This is a genomic window from Megasphaera cerevisiae DSM 20462, from assembly GCF_001045675.1.
Lineage (GTDB): Bacteria > Bacillota > Negativicutes > Veillonellales > Megasphaeraceae > Megasphaera > Megasphaera cerevisiae.
Genome location: NZ_LEKT01000037.1, coordinates 1 through 21897, shown reverse-complemented (window position 1 = coordinate 21897; position 21897 = coordinate 1). Strand labels below are relative to the sequence as shown.

At 48.6% G+C, this 21897-nt stretch carries 16 protein-coding genes; 3 read left to right on the top strand and 13 right to left on the bottom strand.

The features are described 5' to 3' along the window. Nucleotides 1-7: 7 nt before the first annotated feature. From dtd to nifJ, 4 genes are all read right to left on the bottom strand, one after another. Nucleotides 8-457 (bottom strand): D-aminoacyl-tRNA deacylase, encoded by a 450-nt coding sequence (dtd, locus tag AB840_RS10460; protein ID WP_048514793.1) that lies wholly within the window; start codon nt 455-457, stop codon nt 8-10. After that, nucleotides 457-2652: a RelA/SpoT family protein gene (locus AB840_RS10455; protein WP_048514792.1), complete on the bottom strand. Its 2196-nt coding sequence runs from the start codon at nt 2650-2652 to the stop codon at nt 457-459. Before AB840_RS10455 ends, dtd begins: the two co-directional genes overlap by 1 nt. Before the next feature lie 12 nt (nt 2653-2664). Further along, nucleotides 2665-4641, bottom strand: coding sequence for a single-stranded-DNA-specific exonuclease RecJ (recJ, locus tag AB840_RS10450; protein ID WP_048514791.1), 1977 nt, complete (start codon nt 4639-4641; stop codon nt 2665-2667). Nucleotides 4642-4872: 231 nt separating this feature from the next. Beyond that, nucleotides 4873-8388 (bottom strand): pyruvate:ferredoxin (flavodoxin) oxidoreductase, encoded by a 3516-nt coding sequence (nifJ, locus tag AB840_RS10445; protein WP_048514790.1) that lies wholly within the window; start codon nt 8386-8388, stop codon nt 4873-4875. A 469-nt stretch (nt 8389-8857) separates the two neighbouring features. On the opposite strand from nifJ, the gene AB840_RS10440 reads away from it, so the two are divergent. Together AB840_RS10440 and AB840_RS10435 are read left to right on the top strand one after the other, a co-directional pair. Then, a complete protein-coding gene (locus AB840_RS10440; RefSeq protein WP_048514789.1) occupies nt 8858-9769 on the top strand; it encodes a LysR family transcriptional regulator in 912 nt (303 codons plus the stop codon). 36 nt (nt 9770-9805) lie between these two features. Next, on the top strand, nt 9806-10210 hold the full coding sequence (locus AB840_RS10435; RefSeq protein WP_048514788.1) for a hypothetical protein: 405 nt from the start codon (nt 9806-9808) through the stop codon (nt 10208-10210). 110 nt (nt 10211-10320) lie between these two features. On the opposite strand, the gene AB840_RS10430 is transcribed toward AB840_RS10435, so the two are convergent. The 3 genes from AB840_RS10430 to AB840_RS10420 are packed head-to-tail and all read right to left on the bottom strand — an operon-like array spanning nt 10321 to nt 12801. Further along, nucleotides 10321-11013 (bottom strand): HAD family hydrolase, encoded by a 693-nt coding sequence (locus AB840_RS10430; RefSeq protein WP_048514787.1) that lies wholly within the window; start codon nt 11011-11013, stop codon nt 10321-10323. Nucleotides 11014-11048: 35 nt separating this feature from the next. Further along, on the bottom strand, nt 11049-12242 hold the full coding sequence (locus tag AB840_RS10425) for an acetate kinase (protein ID WP_048514786.1): 1194 nt from the start codon (nt 12240-12242) through the stop codon (nt 11049-11051). Between the two features lie 28 nt (nt 12243-12270). Next, nucleotides 12271-12801, bottom strand: coding sequence for a hypothetical protein (locus tag AB840_RS10420; protein ID WP_234984870.1), 531 nt, complete (start codon nt 12799-12801; stop codon nt 12271-12273). 171 nt (nt 12802-12972) lie between these two features. Here AB840_RS10420 and AB840_RS10415 point away from each other — a divergent pair, with 171 nt between their 5' ends. Continuing rightward, complete coding sequence (locus tag AB840_RS10415) at nt 12973-14205, top strand: tRNA(Met) cytidine acetate ligase (protein WP_048514784.1); 1233 nt, start codon at nt 12973-12975, stop codon at nt 14203-14205. A gap of 28 nt (nt 14206-14233) precedes the next feature. Here AB840_RS10415 and AB840_RS10410 read toward each other — a convergent pair whose 3' ends face one another. The 6 genes from AB840_RS10410 to AB840_RS15800 form a co-directional block, all read right to left on the bottom strand. Beyond that, nucleotides 14234-14869 (bottom strand): DUF2271 domain-containing protein, encoded by a 636-nt coding sequence (locus AB840_RS10410; RefSeq protein WP_048514783.1) that lies wholly within the window; start codon nt 14867-14869, stop codon nt 14234-14236. A gap of 11 nt (nt 14870-14880) precedes the next feature. Further along, the gene (locus AB840_RS10405; RefSeq protein WP_048514782.1) at nt 14881-15699 is read right to left on the bottom strand and encodes an aldo/keto reductase; all 819 of its coding nucleotides are present in this window, start codon (nt 15697-15699) and stop codon (nt 14881-14883) included. A 26-nt stretch (nt 15700-15725) separates the two neighbouring features. Then, a complete protein-coding gene (locus AB840_RS10400) occupies nt 15726-16457 on the bottom strand; it encodes a FadR/GntR family transcriptional regulator (RefSeq protein ID WP_048514781.1) in 732 nt (243 codons plus the stop codon). 467 nt (nt 16458-16924) lie between these two features. After that, on the bottom strand, nt 16925-17293 hold the full coding sequence (locus AB840_RS10395; RefSeq protein WP_048514780.1) for a hypothetical protein: 369 nt from the start codon (nt 17291-17293) through the stop codon (nt 16925-16927). Nucleotides 17294-17331: 38 nt separating this feature from the next. After that, the gene (locus AB840_RS15805; RefSeq protein ID WP_152669416.1) at nt 17332-19737 is read right to left on the bottom strand and encodes a hypothetical protein; all 2406 of its coding nucleotides are present in this window, start codon (nt 19735-19737) and stop codon (nt 17332-17334) included. Continuing rightward, nucleotides 19692-21897 (bottom strand): TonB-dependent receptor plug domain-containing protein (locus AB840_RS15800; protein WP_152669415.1); only part of this gene is annotated, 2206 nt, incomplete at its 5' end. The genes AB840_RS15800 and AB840_RS15805, both read right to left, overlap by 46 nt.

Here is a 21897-nt window from a genome sequence, read left to right as displayed (position 1 = left end):
TCCCTCCTTAAAACACTTTCTTACTGTCGACTAACAGCGTTACGGGTCCGTAATTCTCCAATGACACCACCATTTCCGTCCGGAAACGGCCACTGGCTGTACGGATTCCCATGTCTTCAACACAAGCCACAAACTGTTCATACAGCGTCTCCGCCAGTACCGGCGGTGCGGCCTGCACAAATCCGGGGCGCCGGCCATGACGGACATCCCCATACAGGGTAAACTGCGAAACAATCAACATATCCCCACCTATATCCAGCAGTGACCGATTCAGCTTGCCCTGATCATCTTCAAAAATACGCATATGGACGATTTTATCGGCCATGTACTGCGCGTCTTTTTCATCATCCTCATTGGCTACACCGAGGAGAACCGTCAGGCCAGCGCCGGCACGGCCTGTCTCCACTCCCTCAGACGTAACGCTGGAAGAAAGCGTCCGTTGTACTACTGCTCTCATTATTGACCTCCTGTATACCTATCTACGGTATATACATCCTTCAGCCGGCGAATCTTCGTCGCAACAAACTCAAATTGTGCCAAATCCTTAATACTGACCCCCAAATGAATTGTCACATTCTTTGTATCGTTGACCTTGGCATTGACACTGAGAACAGAAATTTTCATTTCGGCCAGCGCCGCCATGATCTCCGCCATAATACCCGTACGGTCATACGCAACAATTTCCATATTGACTTCAAATGTTTCAGTACCGCCATAATCCCACTCGACATCGATAAGGCGATCCACATCATTCTGACTGTTGCTGATATTGGTACAGTCCGCACGATGGACGGATACCCCCCGTCCCCGTGTGATAAAGCCAATGATGGGATCGCCCGGTACGGGGCTGCAGCATTTAGCCAGCCGTACGAGCAGACCCGGTTCGCCCTTAACAAGAATGCCCGTACCGTTCCGCTTGACCGTTTTTCTCGGCTTGAGCTTTTCAATCGTGGCTAAATTACTTTTTTCCTCCTGTTTCTGCACATCCTTTTTGTGCAGCTCCAGCAGCTTGATAAGGACCGTATTGACGGCAAAACCGCCATAGCCCACAGCTGCCATGAGATCATCCTCAGAACCAGCATTCATCTGCTTGGCTACACGGGCCAGACGGCCCGCCGTGTCAAGAGCCTTCCAGTCATGGCCCAGACGCTTGCATTCCCGTTCAAGCGCTTCAGCGCCTTTAAGTATATTATCCTCCCGGTTTTCCTTCTTAAACCAGCCTCGTATTTTGGAACGGCTTTCCGAGCTGCCCACAATCTTGAGCCAGTCCAGACTGGGCTTTCCTACCTTGGAGGTAATAATTTCAACAATGTCGCCGTTTTTCAACGCATAATCCAGCGGCACGATCTTGCCGTTGATTTTGGCTCCCACACACCGATGACCTACATCCGTATGAATCCGATACGCAAAATCAATCGGAATAGCCCCCTGCGGCAGATCAATTACATCCCCGCGGGGAGTAAATACAAATACTTCATCGGAAAAAGCATCCAGCTTCAATGCATTGACAAATTCCTTCGGATTACTCGTATCCTGCCACTCTAATAAATTCCGAAGCCAGCCCATCTTTTCATCAAATTCATTCTTACCGGCATTCGCATTGCCTTCCTTATACCGCCAATGAGCGGCAACGCCATACTCAGCAACATGATGCATTTCCCAAGTACGGATCTGAATTTCCACAGGCTGCCCCCGTGTACCGATAACCGTCGTATGCAGTGATTGGTAGTTATTCGGCTTAGGCATGGCAATGTAATCCTTGAAGCGGTAGGGCAGCGGCTTCCACAGGCTGTGAACAATTCCCAAGACGCCATAGCAATCCTGCACAGTATTGACGATAACACGGATAGCATATAAATCATAAACCTGGCTCAAATCGCGATTATCCTTCTTCATCTTTTTATAAATGCTGTAAAAATGCTTGGGCCGGCCATTAATTTCAAATTGAATATGTGAATCCGTCAGCGCCTTTTGCAGTATTTCAATCGCTTCATTGACAATTTCCTCACGCACGTGACGCTTTTGCTTCATTTGATCAACTAAATCATAATACTTATCGGGTTCCAGATACCGAAAGGATAAATCCTCCAGTTCCCATTTAATATTGAAAATCCCTAAGCGATGTGCCAAAGGAGCAAAAATCTCCAATGTTTCCTGCGCGATCCGCTTCTGCTTATCACTGCGCATATACCGCAGCGTCCGCATATTATGCAGCCGGTCGGCCAGCTTGATAACGACAACGCGCACATCCTTGGCCATGGCCAGGAACATTTTACGCATGCTGTTCAGCTGCTGATCCTCCTTGGTACGATAATCCAAACGGCTCAGCTTAGTGACGCCATCGACTAAAAAAGCTACTTCTTTACCGAATAAATTCTGCACATCCTCCAAGGTATAGGCGGTATCCTCGACAACATCATGCAGCAAAGAAGCGGTAATCGTCTTGGTATCTATCTGCATCTCAGCCAAAATCTGCGCGACTGCCAGTGGATGAAGAATATACGGCTCACCACTGACCCGTCGCTGATCCTTGTGGGCCTCTTCCGCTAACGCATACGCTTTTTTTACATCTTCACAAGTCTCCTCCGGCTGATAACTGTGAATCGTATCAAGCAAATGCTGAAACGCTTTATCCTTATCATTAAATTCCATAAAAAATCCCCCTCAGACCTTGCCGTATTTCTTATACGTAGGCGACATATGCAGACACATTTTTTCGTGAAGTACCGGAAAATAATACGCGGGACCATCACTATTCTGCCGAATCTTCAACACTCCGATCTCTTTCAGAACCAAAACAGCTGCATATATCGTATGGGAACCATACCGGTCAAACTCTGCCGGCAGCAGGCGCGTTTGCAGCTGCCGGACCGGCATGCCCCAGTCAGGGATACATTTTTTTAAAGCCATATATATATCAATCATGATAGTTCTGTCAAGGTGTACATCTGCCGCAGGCTCGTGAATATCCTGCAGCACCAGCTGCGGCGACGAACGGCCGTTAAATTCATTTTTTTCCAACTGAAACGCCAGATCAACGCTATCTCCGCTCCTGATTTTATCACAGCGCTCTGCCATGGACCAGCCTACGCCGGACAGATATGCCCGATCCCGGCCCGCAACCGTAATACGAAGATGCTGTTTATCCCGCCCCATAGTCCTGATCTCTGCGACCGTACTGCCGTAAAGAGAAAAAACAGGGCGGCTGTTGCCCATACCATACGGCTCAAGACGGCTTAATTCGGCGATCAGCTCTAGAGTAACCTGCTTAGGTTTCAGTTCCATGTCGATGGAAACAGAAGGAATATAGGCTTCCTCCGTCATATGAGCCGCCGCATATTCATTCAGCCGCTGCCGGAAAGCTTCAATATCCGTTTCCCGAACAGAAAAACCCGCCGCCATAGGATGTCCGCCATATTGGATCAGCAGATCACCGGCATACTGCAGAGCGGCATACATATTAAAACCACTGATGCTGCGGCATGATCCTTTCCCTATCCCATCATGAACGCTGATGACTAAAGACGGCCTATAGTATCTCTCTACCAGCCGTGACGCCGCAATCCCGATAACGCCAGCATGCCAGTCGCAGCCAAATGCAATCAAAACACCATCTGATTGCCGCCCCTGCTGCTCGATCTGCGCGATGGCCTGCCGGGCAATATCATGCTCGATTTCCTGTCGTTCCCGGTTCAATTCACTGAGCTCGTCTGCCAGCAGGGCCGCCTTCTCCGGATCGGACTCCAGCAGCAGCCGTACACCCTGCCCGGCATGGCTGATCCGTCCGGCCGCATTAAGCCGGGGAGCCACGGTAAAGGCAATACGGCCCGCCGAAACGGCATCCCCCGTAAGAGAAGCCGCCTTCAGCAGCGCCTGAATACCTATATTCTGTCCCTGGCGCATACGTCTGAGACCATCCTGCACAATAATTCGATTTTCATCAGTAAGCGGCACCAAATCGGCAATGGTCCCCAAAGCCACCAGTTCCGTATAGCCTGGCAAAGCATCATGCAGTCTTCGGGACCACAGAGCCTGGCATACTTTATATGCCACACCAACCCCAGCCAGTTCCTTAAAAGGATACGGGCACTCTGGCTGCTTAGGATTAAGAACGGCATAGGCCGGCGGAATATCCTGCGGAGGTTCATGATGATCTGTGATGATAATATCCATATCGGTAACCTGGCTTACTATATCATAAGAAGAAATACCGCAATCCACCGTAATCAAAAGATCCGTATGCCGGTCTGCCAGCAGCTGCAGCGCCTCACTATTAAGGCCATAGCCCTCGCCCTGCCGTTCCGGTATATAAAAGGACGGCGCCGCTCCCAGATCAGAAAGCACCTGATACAGCAGCGACGTCGACGTAATGCCGTCCACGTCGTAATCACCGTAAATCGTAATGCGCTCTCCCTTGTCGATGGCCTGGCCGATCCGCTGCACCGCCTGTTCCATTCCCTTCATAGCAAACGGATCATATGTTTTTTCCAGTGAATCAAACAAAAATCGTGATCCCCCTGCAGGTGTCTCTATGCCCCGATTGACCAGAACATGAGCCAGCACCGGTGAAATATGAAGCTGTTCCACCAATTCCTGTATAATTTTTTTATCAGCCTGCAGCATATGCCAGCGTTTTTGCATGATACCACTATCCATTCTCATAAATAATCACTATCAATAACCTTACACATATTCTACCACGTTCTATTCTCAAAATAAAGATATTTTCACTAAAAGCTTAGCAAATATAGGAAAATTTATTTTACATCTGTCTAAAATATAATGATTATTTTTTACATAAAGAAAAAGACCCCGTACGTATACGGAGTCTTTTCCTTTATATCAAATCAGGCAATACATGTCAGACACCAATTAGTCTGCAAATGCCTTTTGGAAACGTACATAACTGTCACGGCGTGCTTTCGCATCCGATTCTGTCTTAGCGTACAGTGCATCAGCCTGTTCCGGGAAGGCCTTCTTAAGGGACGCATAACGAACTTCACCCTGTAGGAATTCCTGGAATTTGCTGTAATCCGGAGCTTTGGAATCAAGACTGAACGGATTTTTGCCTGCTTCCTTGAGATCCGGGTTGTAACGATACAGATCCCAATAACCGCATTCAACAGCAAGTTTTTCTTCCATCTGGCTCTTGCCCATGCCCTTACGGATACCATGATTGATGCAAGGCGCATAGCAGATAACGAGGGAAGGACCATGATAAGCTTCAGCTTCTGTCAGTGCCTTCATAAGCTGATTCTTATCAGCACCCATAGCGGTCTGAGCGACATATACGTAACCATAGGAAATAGCCATCATGCCGAGATCCTTTTTCTTCGTCCGCTTGCCTGATGCAGCAAACTGAGCAATAGCTGCGGATGGCGTAGCTTTGGAGGACTGGCCGCCTGTATTGGAATACACTTCTGTATCCAGTACGAGAATGTTTACGTCCTGATCCTGTGCCAGCACGTGGTCAACACCGCCGTAACCGATATCATAGGACCAGCCATCACCACCGATGATCCACTGCGAACGTTTTACGAAGAACTGCTTCTTATCGAGGAAGTCTTCAAGAATTGGTTTTCCCGCAGCTTCAGCTTCCAGAAGTGCCGTCAATTTATCAGCACGTTCGCGAGTACCTTCGCCCTCATTCAGGTTAGCAGCCCAATCACTCAAAGCAGCCTGAAGTTCGGGAGATGCCACAGCTTTGGCCTGTTCCACGCTGTCAAACAAGTCCTTACGTACTTTGTCAACACCCATGAACATGCCAAGACCAAATTCAGCCGCATCTTCAAACAAGCTGTTAGCCCATGCAGGACCATGACCAGCTGCATTCATTGTATACGGAGCAACCGGAGCAGAAGCACCCCAGATAGAGGAGCAGCCTGTTGCATTGGCAATCATCATGCGATCACCAAAGAGCTGTGTAACAACCTTGACATACGGTGTTTCGCCGCAGCCTGCGCAAGCGCCGGAGAATTCAAGAAGCGGGGTTTCAAACTGAGAGCCGATAACGGTTTTCTTGTTCTGCGGATTAGCCTTGGGAGCTACCTTTTCCGTGCCATAATACCAGAAGTCCATCTTAGCGCGTTCTTCATCGCTGTTCGGTACCATCGTAAGAGCCTGTACCGGGCAGACATTTGCGCAGCTGCCGCATTCCAGGCAATCGAGCTGATCGACTACGATAGCCAGATCATATTCTTTGCCGGATTTAGCTTTGACAGCGGTTTTATAACCTGCCGGAGCAGCGGCCGTTTCTTCCTTCGTCGTCAGAACCGGGCGAATCGTTGCATGAGGGCAGACAAAGGAGCACTGCAGGCAGCCGATACATTTTTCATTATTCCAGGACGGAACATGAAGCGCCGGACCTGCTTTTTCAAATTTGGACGTACCGGAAGGCATCGTGCCATCCAGGCGTTCGTTGAATGCGGATACAGGAAGATCGTCGCCGACCTGGCCGAGTATCGGAGCAGCAACTTTTGTGAAGTATTCCGTAGCCGGACGGCCTTCAACAACTTCATCCACTGCGTCAGCCCATGCAGCCGGGTATTTGACTTCATGGAATTCTTCAACCCCTGCATCAACAGCGCCGTTGTTCATATCAATAATTTTCTGACCCTTCTTACCATAGTTGGTAATGATGGAGTCTTTCAAGTATTTTACTGCATCTTCAACAGGAATAACTTTTGCCAAAGCAAAGAAAGCAGACTGCATAACCATGTTGATACGTGTGCCCAAGCCCAGCTTCTGGCCGATAGCATCACCGTTCAAGGTATAGAATTTAACATGATGCTTAGCAATGGCACGCTTGATCTTAGCCGGCAATTCCTTTTCCAGTTCTTCATCAGACCAGGTGCAGTTCAGCATGAATGTACCACCGTCTTTGATGCCGCGGAGGAGATCAAAGCGCTGTACATAAGACTGACGATGGCAGGCAATATAATCAGCTGCATCAATCAGATACGGCATATCAATCGGTTTGGTACCGAAACGCAGATGTGAAATCGTTACACCGCCGGATTTCTTGGAATCATATGCAAAATATGCCTGTGCATACATATCGGTATGGTCACCAATGATCTTGATAGCTGATTTATTGGCACCGACAGTACCGTCAGAACCGAAGCCCCAGAATTTGCAAGATGTAAGACCTGTTGTATCAAGCGGCATTTTCGGAGCACGCGGCAGAGACAAATTGGTAACGTCGTCTTCGATGCTAAGCGTAAAGCCGTTGAGAGGATGCGCTTTTTTGAGTTCACTGAATACGGAAAGGAAATCTTCCGGCAGAACGTCTTTAGAGCCAAGACCGGCACGGCCGCCCACGATGTCGATATCCAGGCCTTCTTCTTTGACAAAGCCTACGATATCGAGGTACAGTGGTTCGCCGAGGGAGCCCGGTTCTTTTGTACGGTCGATAACCGCAATTTTCTTGACCGTCTTAGGCAGAACGGATGCCAGATATTTATTGGAGAACGGACGATACAAATGCACGTTGATCGCACCGACTTTTTCACCCTGACTCAGCAGGTATTCTACAGTCTGTTTTGCAACGTCGGACAGCGAACCCATGGAAATGACAACATATTCCGCATCCGGAGCGCCATAGTAGTTGAACGGTTTGTATGTACGGCCCGTGATTTCAGAAATTTTATCCATGTAGTCAGCTACGATATCCGGCATAGCGTCATACAATTTATTAGCACCTTCTGTATGCTGGAAATAAATGTCCGGGTTTTCAGCAGTACCGCGGATTTCCGGATTATCCGGATTCAGCGCACGGTTGCGGAATGCCTTGACAGCATCCCAATCGATCAATTTACGGAAATTTTCGAAGTCCATGACTTCGACCTTTTGAATTTCGTGAGACGTGCGGAAACCATCAAAGAAGTTGATGAACGGCAAAGAACCCTTCAATGCAGCCAGATGAGCTACACCGCCCAAATCCATAACTTCCTGTACATTGGATTCCGCCAAAAGACAGCAGCCGCTGGCACGAGCGGACATGACGTCCTGATGATCACCGAAAATGCTCAATGCATGATTTGCCAATGCACGGGCAGCAACATGAAATACACCTGGAAGGAGTTCACCGGCAACCTTGTACATATTCGGAATCATCAGCAGGAAGCCCTGTGAAGCCGTATATGTAGTTGTCAAAGCGCCAGCCTGTAAAGAACCGTGGAATGCACCAGCTGCACCAGCTTCAGACTGCATTTCAACGACCTTGACCGTGTTGCCAAAGAGGTTTTTCATGCCTGCTGCAGCCCAATCATCGACATGTTCTGCCATAGGAGAAGACGGCGTAATCGGGTAAATCGCGGCAACTTCAGTGAATGCATAGGATACCCATCCAGCTGCTTCGTTACCATCCATGGTTTTAAATTTGCTCATAGATAAAACACGCTCCTTATCAAAATATATAACCTTCAATATAGGATATGCCTATATTGTTGACAAAGTTAAAAGACATTCCATGCTCACTCACATGACCCATGCCAAAAGTGCAATCCAGGATGTATTCCATGATTACATTTATACATAGGCCAGGTCATACACGCCCTATTTATTTAAAAAGTGAAAATTAAACAGGAAGGTACAGATAATATTCAAAAAAAGTATTGATATTATTCTAAATATGTAATACTATAATTATGTGGACGATGTATTACAAATTTGCACATCAATACATTCCTGATCTCTGACCATCACATCCGAACGACTTTGTAACTTTTTCCTACAAGGTAATTATATTCCTTAGAAAATTTAAATTCAATAGGATTGTGATACCGTTTTAAACATTGTTTTGTGCTATTTTGTAAACGTATACCGTTTGAGTATTTATTATACAGGAGGTGGCATTATGGATTTTCATCATCTTAAATATTTTGTAGAAGTTGCCGACAAAAAATCATTCAGTAAAGCCGCACGAACCCTGCATATTTCGCAGTCCGCCATCAGCCGCACCATCAAGGCTCTGGAAGAAGAACTGGGAGTCGTGTTGTTCATGCGTAACGCGAAAGCCGTAGAATTAACTGATGCCGGTACTATATTTCTTACGCATGCTAAAAGGGTCGTGTTCATGTTCGAACACTTAAAAACAGATTTCGAAAATGAGTTCAAATTGGAACAAGGTACGGTTCTCATCGGCCTTCCCCCTATTACCGGCGCGCCTATCTTCGCCAATCTGCTGGGAGCCTTCAAACAGGAATATCCGCAGATCGAGCTGGACTTGTATGAACACGGCTCTAAAAAAGTCGAAATCAGTGTACAGGAAGGGCTTATCGATCTGGGCATTGTATGCACACAGCCCAAGGAAAAGGATTTTGAATCCTTCTTTCTAACGCAGGACCCGATGAACGTCATCATCCACCGGGATAATATTCTGAGCAAGGAAAAAACGATTCCCCTGAAAAAGCTGGCCAATGAATCGCTGGTATTATACCGTGATGATTTCAACCTGCATGACGAAATCATTCAGCACTGTAAAAAAATAGGCTTTCAGCCCAAAATCGTTTTTGAAACAAGCCAGCGTGACCTCATGATTCAGACGGTCGTCGCAAATCTGGGCGTCGCTCTGCTGCCGAGCCGCTTGTGCCCGACAAAAGAAAGCTCACCCCGCGTTTCCGAATCCGTTGTCGTCCGCCCTCTTGTAGAACCAGAAATCATGCATGTACTGTATGTTATCTGGAAACGCGGACATTACCTGTCTCATGCAGCACAGTTATGGCTTGACTTTGTCCGGAATAAAGCAAGAGTTATTTCCAATCTCTAAGCCTTGTAAATTCATATTAGAAAGGTAGTGCCATCGTTGCATGTATGTGAAAAGATAATCCGGTGCATTATTTCTCTGTCGCCCCATCGGATATCCGGCCAGCCGGAAGATCCGGATCACGAATTTACGCTGCAGAAAGAATCACTTCTCAGCCGTTGGAAATCCTTGCTGGGAACAGAAAAGCTCCTTGCTGCAGTATTCTTTTCCATTATCGCATTATCTGTGATTCAAGGGATATGGATCATAGTCCTGCAATATCAGGTCAGCCAGCTGGCTGAACAAACCCACATCCAGCAGACGCGCATGGCCCAGCTGGAACAAGCCTCTCAAAAGCACAATAATCTCTTGTATGCTACCTATGTGACGATGGACGATATCCAGAAAAAATGGAACGGTCTCAACTTCCGTGTCCTGGAAAATACGTGGAAATTGAATAAATAGCCTGTATTCCGCCAAGATGTATTCAGGCAAAATCCAAACGCACAATAAAAAGCAAATAACGCTCTCTGAATTTCTAAGAATTCAGAGAGCGTTATTTTACTACAACCTGATCAGCGGCTGCTTTCCAGCAGCTTCAAAAAATAGTCCGGCTCCGGAAGCTGCGGCAACAGTCTCCACGGCTGATGCGCAGCCAGCTGCTCACACGTATAATGCCCTGTCGCCACAGATATCGTCTTAGCTCCGATAGCCTTGCCGCACTGAATATCATATGGCGTATCACCAATGACATATACCTCATCAATCTGATCGCCCCATGCTTTTTCAGCAATAGTATAGGCATGACGTGCCAGATCATTGCGATAGTAAAAATCACAGGCAAAGCCCGAGTGTTCGAAATCAAAATATTGGGAAAGGCCGAAAAAATCCAGCTTCATGCGTGCCCCATACAGGCTGTTTCCCGTCAGGAGAAGCTGCCGGTACTCACGGCGCTGTGAAAAAAACACCAGTAAATCCCTGGCAGGCGCAAACACGACGCCTTCCTCCTGTCTAGCCTTCAGCCATTTCAGCAAATGCGTTTCATAGCCCCGGCAAAACGCGCTGACTTCTTTATCCGTCGGCATCACGCCATTAGCCTTATACAACAGCTGCTGACAAATATAATTATCTGTCCGTCCGCCGGCAGTGATATGCGGTACCGGCACAGCATCTCCCTGTATGGCGTGAAACACTTCCTCAATGGCGTAGAGCCCTGCCCGGCCAGTATTCAGCAGCGTTCCGTCTATATCCCAATATAACAGATTCACGTTTTTTCACTCCACAATACTTGCACTGATCACAATTATTTAGATACTAATTCCTTCGTATCACGGGCAATCATGATTTCTTCGTCCGTCGGGATGACATACATTTTGACTGTCGAATCATCCGTACTGATGAGCGTATCCTTACCGCGTACGTCATTCCGTTCCGCATCCAGCTTGGCACCCAGATATTCCAGACCCTGGCAGATAGCGGCCCGATCATCAATCCCATTTTCGCCTACGCCGGCAGTAAAGGTGATGACGTCGACACCTTCCATAGCAGCAGCCAATGCGCCAATGAGTTTGCGGACCTGATAATGGAACATATCAAGAGCCAGTTGGGCTCGTTCATTGCCCTTGGAAGCTGCATCGCCAAGATCGCGGAAATCGCTGGAAACACCGGAAATACCGAGAACACCGGATTTTTTATTCATCAACGCATCCATTTCTTTGGTGGAAAGGCCATGTTTTTCCATGACGCTGGTAACGATAGCCGGATCAATATCTCCGCAGCGGGTTCCCATCAGCACGCCTGCCAGCGGTGTAAAACCCATCGTCGTATCAATGCATTTGCCATATTTAATAGCTGCCAAAGAAGAACCATTACCTAAATGGCAGTTGATGATGCGCAGTTTTTCAACGGGAACACCCATCACCTTGGCAACCTGACCGGCTACATAACGATGGCTCGTACCGTGGAAGCCATACCGGCGAATACCATCTTCCTTGTACAACTCATATGGAAGGCCATACATAAAAGCCTTAGGCGGCATAGTCTGATGAAACGCCGTATCAAAGACCCCTACCTGCGGAACATTAGGTATAATCGCCTTGCAGGCATTGATGCCGATAATATTCGGTGGATTGTGCAGCGGCGCATAGGCAGAGCATTTTTCCAAAGCCGCCATAACTTCATCATTAATAAGCGTGGAGCAGGCAAATTCTTCTCCTCCATGGACGACCCGATGGCCTACCGCATCAATCGCATCCATAGTTTTGATGACACCGCAGCCGGCATCAGTCAAGCTATCCAGCACCAGTTTGACCGCCACCTGATGATCCGGTATGGACTGCTGAACGACCTTCTTCTGACCATTCCACTTATGCGTCAGCTGAGAATCAGGAAGCCCGATTTTTTCAACTAACCCCTTTGCCATGACTTCTTCATTGTCCATATTTACCAACTGGTATTTCAAGGACGAGCTGCCGCAGTTTACAACCAATACGATCATGAAATGTACCCTCTTTCATTTTTCTAAATTATTTTAGCTGGCCAAAAATATGGTTTGTCACTTCTTCACCCATTGCATCGCCCTTCCGATACATATACATGACATGCCAAACCTGACCATTATCTTCAAAGAAGAGACTCTTTACGACAAGGCTTGCTTTCTGACCGTTCAGTGGCTCATCATAGGTATATACCCCTGTCACCGCCGTTCTGCCGCTCACCGTCGCATCAGCGACCTTCGTTTGCAGATCTGTAATATCCGGTGTCTGTTTCAGCATCGCAACATCCTTTTCCGCCATCGCCTGCGGTGTTCCCTCGCTGGAAGGCTCCGACACAACAATAATGTTGATATGCTTATCATTATTGACATACATCATGCCCTCACCGTTTTGACGCTGTACGTGCGCAAGATCAAAGGGACTCATGAGATATACCTCTGAATCTCCTGTTTTCAGCTGGACATACCCAAAACTGTATTCTTGCAGCATCGTTACATTACCGCAGCCGGCCAGCAGGACGGCTGCCGCCGTCAGGACTACTGCCGCGAATCGTTTCCACATTTTCATACAATCACCTATCATGCTTTCTACAGACTATGATTATTATAGCATATTCCCGTATTGATAAAAAGGAAAAATCCGGCAGATATGTGATATATTTATTGCCAGACTTATATTATAATAATTATAATAATGTATAGTTCTTTTATATCCTTATACACAGGAGAACGCATGAATTCTATTGCCGTTATTGCTGAATACAATCCGTTCCACAACGGACATAAATATATGATTCAAAACCTGCGCGGTACCTTTGGCTCTGATGCAGTTATTGCCGTCATTATGAGCGGCTCCTTTGTCCAGCGCGGCGAACCGGCCCTGTTTGACAAATGGACCCGCGCGGCCTGGGCCTTGAATGCCGGTGCCGACTGTGTCATCGAGCTGCCGGCACTCTGTGCCCTGTCCAGTGCCGAAGCCTTTGGAACCGGTGCCGTGCGGCTCGCAGGAAAACTGGGCTGCACCCACCTGTCCTGCGGCGTCGAGCAGGGCACGGCCCGCGACTTTTACATCCTCGCCCGGGCAGCGCTGACCCTAGCTGACCAAACCGTCGTCGACGACAGGGGCCGTACCTATGGTCAATACCTGACAGACCAAATCTCCCGCAAGGTTCCGCCCAAAATCAGCGCCCTCTTAGCCCATCCCAATGCACTGCTGGCGCTGGAATACGTCAAGGGAATACTGCGCTACGCGCCGGGCATGCAATTTGTCCCCGTAAGCCGTACCGTCCGGCATGACACTCTGCAGACAGCCGGCTCCTTTGCCAGCGCCTCGGCCCTGCGCCGTATGATCACAAGCGGCGACGGAGCGGGTGCGCTCCGTCCTTATGTGCCGGAAGCCGTATACGGTGACATTCGGGACCTTCTATCACAAGGCCGCTATACCGACTACAGGCGCTACGAAGACCTGCTGCTATATTGCGGACGCACCCTTACGCCTCACACGCTGCAGAGCCTGCCGGCTTTTTCCGAAGGACTGGAAAACCGCTGGTACCGCTGCCTGACACAGGCCGCTTCCTGGCCGCAGGCCCTGTCACTGCTCAAAACACGTCGTTATTCCTGCAGTCGCCTGAAACGCATGGGCGCCTATACGGTTCTTGCTATTCCCCGGCAGGATATGGCGGCGCTCAGACAGGCGGGGCCGCCGTACGGCCGTCTGCTGGGACTGTCGCCGCAGGGCGCCGCCTTTATCAGGCAGGCCAAAGCATTCCTGCCAATCATCACCCATCCCGGAAAATCACAAGGAACGCTTGCCGCCTGGGAAAAAACAGTATTGGCGCATGATATAAAAAGCACGGATATACAATCGCTCTGTTTCCACTCGCCGGCCTGCCGCAAGGGCCTTTTGGATTATTACCGGGCGCCGGTCATTACCGGTGTTGCCGGTACAGCAGAAAAGCAGCGCTGAGAAACCTTCCCCGCGCTGCTTTATCGTATCAGCTATTTTTCGCAGCCGGCGTATACACGGCCTGAACAGTTCCTATCATGCCTCGTTCAGCTGTACTGCCACCTTCATACTGAGCCGTCGCCTTAGACGCATTCGGTGTACTTCCTACCTGAATAGTCCCCGAATAGACCACATGATTTTTCCATCGCAGCGATCCCTCCACGACATACATATATTCCCCCTGTGGTACCGGCTGCCCATCCTTGCCGGTACAATCCCAGACAAACTTCTGATCACCTGGCAAGGGCGTAGCACCGGCAGCGGCATCTATCTCTGCAGTCTTCCCTTCCCTGACCTGTGACTTAGCAACCCACATCGGGATGGCATCTTGCTGTTTGGCATATCCACCCGTACCGGCAAACTGGGTAACATATAATGTTTTAATATACTTCCCCTCCGAATCCTCTATCCATACGGCAAATTGATTGGACGCAATTCCGTTCTGTGCCGTATACAAAAAAGAAATATCGACGGTTCCTTCGGATCGGACCGGCGTTTTTTCCCCAACAGCGGCAGGGGCCGCTGTTTTTTCACTAGCTTGACTGCCGCAGCCGGCCATAGCCATGCCGATTCCTATCAGGACGGCGACAAAGGTGATTTTCCACGTGCTGTTGGCAAATATCATAGTCTCCTCCCTCAATACTCAAAGGTATCCAAATCCCATCCCGTCGTATAGCCTGTATCCAATGAATCAATCAACGCCATATCTTCTTCGGCAAGCATAAAATCAAAAATTCCGGCATTTTCAAAAATCCGTTCCCGATGAACTGATTTGGGAATAACGACATAGCCGCTTTGAATATCCCACCGCAAAATAATCTGCGCCGCCGTTTTATGATACTTGTCAGTCAGAGACACGATTTCCGGGATATTAAAATTGCCCCTCAGCAGCGGCGACCATGCTTCTGTCTGAATCCCCAAGCGGCGGCAGTATGAAAACAATACCTTCTGATTCAGCAAGGGCTGCCGTTCTATCTGATTGACCATAGGCAGGATACGGCAAGTCTCCCGGATCCAGTCCAAATGCTTTTCCGTGCAGTTGCACACCCCGATAGCTCTGACTTTTTTCTGATCATACAAATCTTCTATAGCCGCCCATACCTCCTGCAGCCGCAGCGGCTGCTGGCCTGGCCAATGCACCAACAGCAAATCCAGATATACCGTCTGCAATTTTTTCAAACTTTCAGCAAACGATATAGCCACACCGTCCCGGCTCATATTGGGCAGATCAATTTTACTGGTAATAAACATGTCGTTCCGGGAAATAGAGGCATGCGCTAAAGCCGCTCCGAGAAGTTCCTCATTTTGATACATCTGAGCCGTATCAAATGACCGGTATCCCGCATCGACAGCACTATCTACAGCATGCTGCATTTCCTCCATCGTGCGCGTCTTATATACTCCCAATCCCAGAACCGGCATACTGACACCGTTCTGCAGCGTCACATCATACATAAAAATTCCTCCTTCTCGAATGCCTGTCAATCCTTTTCCATACGCCTGAACACATCCAGATCCAATGCGGCCTGCACATGACGAATATGGGCCTGCATCAAATCGTAGGCCGCGCCGGCATCACCCTGCCCGATTGCGTCAGCAATGCGCTGATGGCTCTCGACGGAATCCCTGAAATGCTGGGTGTTGAGCGTATATTCCCTCCGAAACAATCCTTTGTCCAGCGTGACCAAGCGAACAGCCTCCACCATCTGTACAATAAAGTGATTATGCGACGCAGCGGCAATTCCCAAATGAACCGCCCCGTCATACTCCAGCATTTCTTCGACAGAGATCGTCCCGGCATAATACAAGTCCACCGCCGCTCCGTGCTTTTTCATAATATCATGCAAAAGCTGCATATCCTTTGGGGTCCTGTGTACCGCCGCCAGCTTGGCAGCATCGGCTTCAAACAAAATTCGCGCTTCAAATACTTCATCCACAAGGGCATGTTCAAATAATCCATACGCCATGATAATCTGTGCCAGCGTTGCCGACCGGCTGCGATTAACAAAAGTACCATTGCCCTGCCGGGATTCCAATATACCCAGCGCCGACAATGATACGATCGCCTCTCGCAGCGGCACGCGGCTGATTCCCAGCTGCTGTGCCAAACTCCGTTCATTCATGATTTTATCGCCCGGATGCAGCACGCCGCTCTTGATCTGTGAAAGCAGATACGACGCCGCAATCTCTCTGGCACTCTTTTTAGACTCCATAGCCATCCCTCTATCGTATAATTGGTTATACCATTAATGGTATAACCAATTATACGATGCCCTGCAGCCACTGTCAATATATCGCCGTTAAAACATATCTGGTCAGTGCTTTTTCTGCTTATCTATCGCACCTCTTTGGAGCAGCTTGGTAAGCGAGTAAAAAAGGCTGTAAGAACAGATACCCGGGACTCTTGCACACCAATCCGGTCTCTGTCTACGCCTCCCGCGCCTTCTCAAGGATTCATTCTCATTATACCATAATTCGCTCCATGTCAAGAACCGGAGCGCCAACGGACATTCAAAACCCCAATCCAGTACAAGACCGAATTGGGGTTTTGAATGTGTTTTTTATTTGTGTCTGCTTTTGCTTGACAGCTGCATTCAGTGATCGGACACCGATTCTTCTCTATTTGCAATCGTAATGATAGCAAAATGACAGGATATAGTAAAAAGGTCACTATGTCATGTCATTTTTTGCTTTCTGTGCCTACCAGGCTATTCAACAAAAAGGGACCGATCTCCCGGTCCCTTTTGAGAAAATGATGCGGCCCTTGCAGAAATGAGGTAACGCAGGGCCTATATGATACGGCAGACATGCTGCGTATAAACAGCAGGCTGCCAGGTATCAGCAGATAACCTGGGCCGGCTATGTGGAATACCCATGTACACGGACCGCTTTGTACCGGTTCCTGTTTGCGGGCGCCATGAATGGACGCCCCTACGAAGGGACGGGGACAGGGGCACCCCATGAGCATGATTCGGTTGTCACGATGTGCTGCCGGGACCTTGCCGATTCGTAGGGAAATCCTATTTATTGAAAACGCGTAGGGTTCCATTCATGGAACCCGGCCCTGCCGCCTGCAAGCTGCCGCACTTAGAATCGGAAGGTGGCTTGGATTCTCGTATAGTCCCCCAGGCTGAAGTTTTCACTGCCGTAGAGGGTATCCCGCTTGCCGATGCCCTTAGCGTCAAAGGTATAGAACGCTTCCAGGAGGATGTCTTTGGCCGGGACGTAGCCGCCGCCGACGGTGAAGCTCTTGATGCCGTCGAGGTAGCGGTCGGGGACGCCCTCCGTGCCGTTGCCGCCGAAGAAGGAACCGTGCTGGAAGTATTTGTAGTCGGCGAAGGCATTCCAGCTGCCGGGCTTATCCGTATCACTCTTGCCGATGTCGACGCGGGCCACCCAGAAGTGGGGCGTACCACCGGCGGCTCGGCCGCCGAAGTCAAAGGTGGAGTTGCCCGCTTCATGATTTTCGTAGATCGTATGACCGTTCATATAACGGCCAAAGTCCGTGCGATTCTGGCCATAATCCAGGGAGACCGTAGCCTTGTCGCCGACATGCCACTGGGCACCAACGCCGAAGACGTTGGCCAGTTGGTCAAAGGAAGCGATATCATTCACATCGCCGTGGGCCGCTGCAAAGGAGTGATTGTCGTCGCCGGTGGAGCGCAGATACCAAGCCATGACGCCGAAGTCCGGCGAGAAGGAATGCTTCGCCTGGATGTAGGCGGCCCGTTCGATGGCCGGGATCGTGTCTTTTTGTAGAGCAGTACCATTTACCTTCACACAAAGACCCGTTACATTCCCCAATACTTCTATGGGTAATTTACTCCCCTGGGTTACTAACCAATTTAAACTATAGTTAATACTAGAAAAATATTGTTTGGCAACCCATGATAATTTTATACTAGAGTTTGCCACCAGTGGACCTATGGGCACTCCATTATTGATTGTATAATTACGATTAATCATAGAATGATCAATTTCATCTATCAGAGAAGTAGACGTCTTCCATCCCACAAAATCATATCCATTTTTTTTGCAATACTCCCGTGCGGAAGCAGTATATTCCTCCATTAAATCCACCTGATTTTGTTTTATCCAACTATGAATAAATGCTGTCCCATCTCCTTCTAATAGTTCAACTGGTGCACTTTCACATCTGATTTTAATTGAATGACCATTTATGGTCCCCATTTGTGGAATCCCACTTTTATCTATATAAATATATGAGGCTTTTCCACCTTGCACAATAATATTTCTATTTTGTCCTTGGGGATCTAAACAATTATCACCAAAAGCCTTTTTCATCAATTTATACATTTTCTCGACAATAGCATTTTGTTCCTTCACGGTTTTGGCATTCTTTAATTGCTGAAAAAACTGGATTGTATCCGGTGCATTTTCTATAATCGTTTCTTCCTTTCCATAATATGGAAATCCTACAAATTCATCAGCTGTCGGCGCCCGATAAAAGGTCTGCCGTGTGGCGTGGGTATACGCCGAATCATTGATGCCAGTACTGGAGCTGAAATCGCCGTAGCCCAGACGGACCTGATTTTTGCCGCTGGTCCAGACGGCGCGGCCACCGTCGTATTCCTTGCCAAACCAATAGCCTGTGACGCCCATGGATTCCGTAAGACGGCCAATGGAGAAGTCCCATTTGTCCGCATGCTGAGTCACGTCGATAGTGTCGAGACGCTGATGGTTCAGGCCTTTGGAGTCACTGATATCGTGCTTCGTGTCGACGCCGCTCATGCCAGATGCACTGCCCAGGACGGTGACATTGGTATTGTCGCCAATGCGGGCGTCAACTCCCAAGCGCAGGCGTTGTTCAAAGCCGTGTTCCTTTTGATCGAGCATATTCTTTGCCGCATCGCCTACATGGGTCGTCGCCGTCACCGTAGCCACCGGCTTGTCGCTGCCGCCGTGGACGTTCCAGCGGACCTGATAGTCGCCGATCAGTTCCACGCCGGGCTTCTTGTCCACGTCAAAGGGTGCCGTAATAAAGGCATCGCGCTGTACACTCTGTTCTGCAACCGCACTTGCCGTTCCGCCTACAACGGCCTTGCCATGTTCAATGACACCGGCGTTCCCATCTTTCCCTGCCACACCCGTTCCTTGCCATCCTGCAACGGCATTCGTTACAACGGACTTTTTACTTTCCTCTTTCTTATGTCCATCGTAACCGAACTTCATGTTGAAGCCCATTTTATAGACCCGTTCCTGCAAGGCCCGGTCATAATCGCGATGGTTGAAAATATTATCGACGCCGAAATAGACGAGGGAATCCTTGTCCAGCTTCTTCTGGACGATGACATTCCAGATACCGAAGGTCTTCTTCTGGTAGGTCTGCTTGCCTCCTTCGGCAAAGTTGTATTTAATAATCGCTGAGTTTCCCGTAACGTCTCCATTCGGATCTTTATAAGAGGTCATGTAATTGCCGTTACCGGCTACAGAATTGCTGTCCAGCATGTTGATATAATAATCTCCCCACAACGAACACCGCTCCAACCACTTTTCACATTGTCATAAGAGATACCGATATCGACCTTGTGCTGGGGTTTGTCCAGGAGCTGGCGGGGCATATCGGGATCGCTCTTGTTGACGGCATGGAGCCAGGCATAGCCTAGTTTTCCCTTCCAGTGATTGCCGAATTTCTGTTCTACAGAGGCTTGAAAACCCGTGATTTCCGCCTTGCCGATATTTTTGAAGCTGTAAATCATATCGGGCGGATTCATAAATTTCCATTGACCAGCCGTATTTTTCTCATTATATTCAGGGTGGAAGTCGAGAAGATTTCCTGTAAAATAGGTGGTCATATAGTTGCGAATGCGATTATAGAATAATCCGGCCCGGGCATAGGTATGGGCATTTTCTCCCTCCACAGACAGATCGATATTGACGGACTTTTCCGGCTTCAGATCGGGATTGCCGATCCAGTACCAGCCCAGCCGGCCTGTCCCCAACCCTGCCGCACTGCCGCTGTACATTTCCCAGTTATAATAGAGTTCGCCCATACCCGGCTCCGTATAGCCTGTGCCGAAGTTCGCTTTCAGACGGCGGTGACTGTTACCGCTTAAATTATGGGTCATGCCCATATTGGCGGTGACGGTGGAACCAAAGAGGCTGCTGTGATCGAGGCGGATAATAGGCGACAGAATAGTATTTTGATTGATCTGCCACGTATCCTGAAGAAATACACTCTGTTTACGGATGTTGGCTTTTCCAATAGTCTGTTGATTTTTCTGGTCTATATATATTTCTTGAAATTTTTTTCCATTAAAAACATTGTCACCTCTATAATAAGAAATCGGACTCACTGCAGGTAAACCAACATTCCCCCCTTCTTTTTTTAATTTATCATAAAAAGCCATATATCGCTCCATAGCAGTCTTGCCATTCGCATCCTTCGCAGTATCCGTCGCAATTGCATTTATTGTACTAAACCAACCCCCAGTATCATATCGTAGAAAATCATCATACGTAAAATCCGGCATTTGTGTATTAGCATTATGAATATTATAGCCATAATATTCATAATCAGAATCCCATTTAGGAATGTTGTTTTTATTTTTTATATAAATATAATCATGGACAGTCGAACTAGGTTGCCTCGTTTTTTCATCGACACCCAGGCTCTTGTCATAGTCCCAGGGATCGATAGCTTGCTGATATGTATCAGGCGCACCTTTCAGGCGGCTTCCTTCACCCTTTTCATAGGTATAGGTCACACCGTAAGTCAGCATATGCTGGTCATTGACCTGTGTATTAGCGCTGGCCTTGAAGTCGTACTGGCGGTGATCAATATCGTCGATATAGTTCAGCGTATTCTTGCCTTCGTAAATGGATTTCTGATAATCGCTGGTTACGGTAATATCGTCTTCATTCATGCGGGCATAGTTCAGTTCTACGTTCCAGTCCGTACTGCCCTGATTATTCCCCTTCCACGACAAGCCGTAGGTATTGCGGTCGGCTGTGCGCTTGAACTTTTGATACGGTTCGAAGATCATATTCGTATGCTTTGTATCCTTCTTCAGGTCTTCTTTGTAATGATTGGCATTGAAGGCAATCGTATTGTGATCGTTCACATCGTATTCAGCCGCCAGCCCCACATTGGAAATAGTGCCGTAATAGCGCAGGGAATTTTTGTAATTGCCTAGATCCGTCGTCATGATGCTGGGTGGCAATAATTTCAAATCACCGTTATCATAAATAGGCAATACATCTCTCTTACTGCCGAAAATCGTAGCCCGAACCTTGCCCATTTGTCCGCTGTCAGCACGGAGGAAGACATTTTGATAAGGAAAGACGTCGCTGTCTCCCTTAACACGGCTGCCTTCTACATTGACTTCCATACCGGCGGTTTTCGCGGGCTTGCGGGTGATGATATTGATGACACCGCCAATAGCGTCCGCGCCGTATTTCGCCGACGCCGCGCCCTGGATGATCTCAATGCGCTCCACGTTTTCCGTGCCCTGACGCAGGAGCTCGTCCCCAGCACCGTAGTATTTGGCAAAGTCCCCCATGACGGCTTGTCCGTCGACGAGGATCAGGGTGTGACGCGGTTCGGCACCGCGAATGGACACGCCAACACGGCCCATCGCGTCTACTGTGCGCGATACGCCTGTTTCACTGAATATGACATCCTCTACGGAT

What these genes read in the sequence shown, in the direction of transcription:
- dtd (WP_048514793.1), bottom strand. Translation starts at nt 457, where the DNA reads ATGAGAGCAGTAGTACAACGGACGCTTTCTTCCAGCGTTACGTCTGAG.
- AB840_RS10455 (WP_048514792.1), bottom strand. Translation starts at nt 2,652, where the DNA reads ATGGAATTTAATGATAAGGATAAAGCGTTTCAGCATTTGCTTGATACG.
- recJ (WP_048514791.1), bottom strand. Translation starts at nt 4,641, where the DNA reads ATGCAAAAACGCTGGCATATGCTGCAGGCTGATAAAAAAATTATACAG.
- nifJ (WP_048514790.1), bottom strand. Translation starts at nt 8,388, where the DNA reads ATGAGCAAATTTAAAACCATGGATGGTAACGAAGCAGCTGGATGGGTA.
- AB840_RS10440 (WP_048514789.1), top strand. Translation starts at nt 8,858, where the DNA reads ATGGATTTTCATCATCTTAAATATTTTGTAGAAGTTGCCGACAAAAAA.
- AB840_RS10425 (WP_048514786.1), bottom strand. Translation starts at nt 12,242, where the DNA reads ATGATCGTATTGGTTGTAAACTGCGGCAGCTCGTCCTTGAAATACCAG.
- AB840_RS10420 (WP_234984870.1), bottom strand. Translation starts at nt 12,801, where the DNA reads ATGTGGAAACGATTCGCGGCAGTAGTCCTGACGGCGGCAGCCGTCCTG.
- AB840_RS10415 (WP_048514784.1), top strand. Translation starts at nt 12,973, where the DNA reads ATGAATTCTATTGCCGTTATTGCTGAATACAATCCGTTCCACAACGGA.
- AB840_RS10410 (WP_048514783.1), bottom strand. Translation starts at nt 14,869, where the DNA reads ATGATATTTGCCAACAGCACGTGGAAAATCACCTTTGTCGCCGTCCTG.
- AB840_RS10405 (WP_048514782.1), bottom strand. Translation starts at nt 15,699, where the DNA reads ATGTATGATGTGACGCTGCAGAACGGTGTCAGTATGCCGGTTCTGGGA.
- AB840_RS10400 (WP_048514781.1), bottom strand. Translation starts at nt 16,457, where the DNA reads ATGGAGTCTAAAAAGAGTGCCAGAGAGATTGCGGCGTCGTATCTGCTT.
- AB840_RS10395 (WP_048514780.1), bottom strand. Translation starts at nt 17,293, where the DNA reads ATGGAACCCTACGCGTTTTCAATAAATAGGATTTCCCTACGAATCGGC.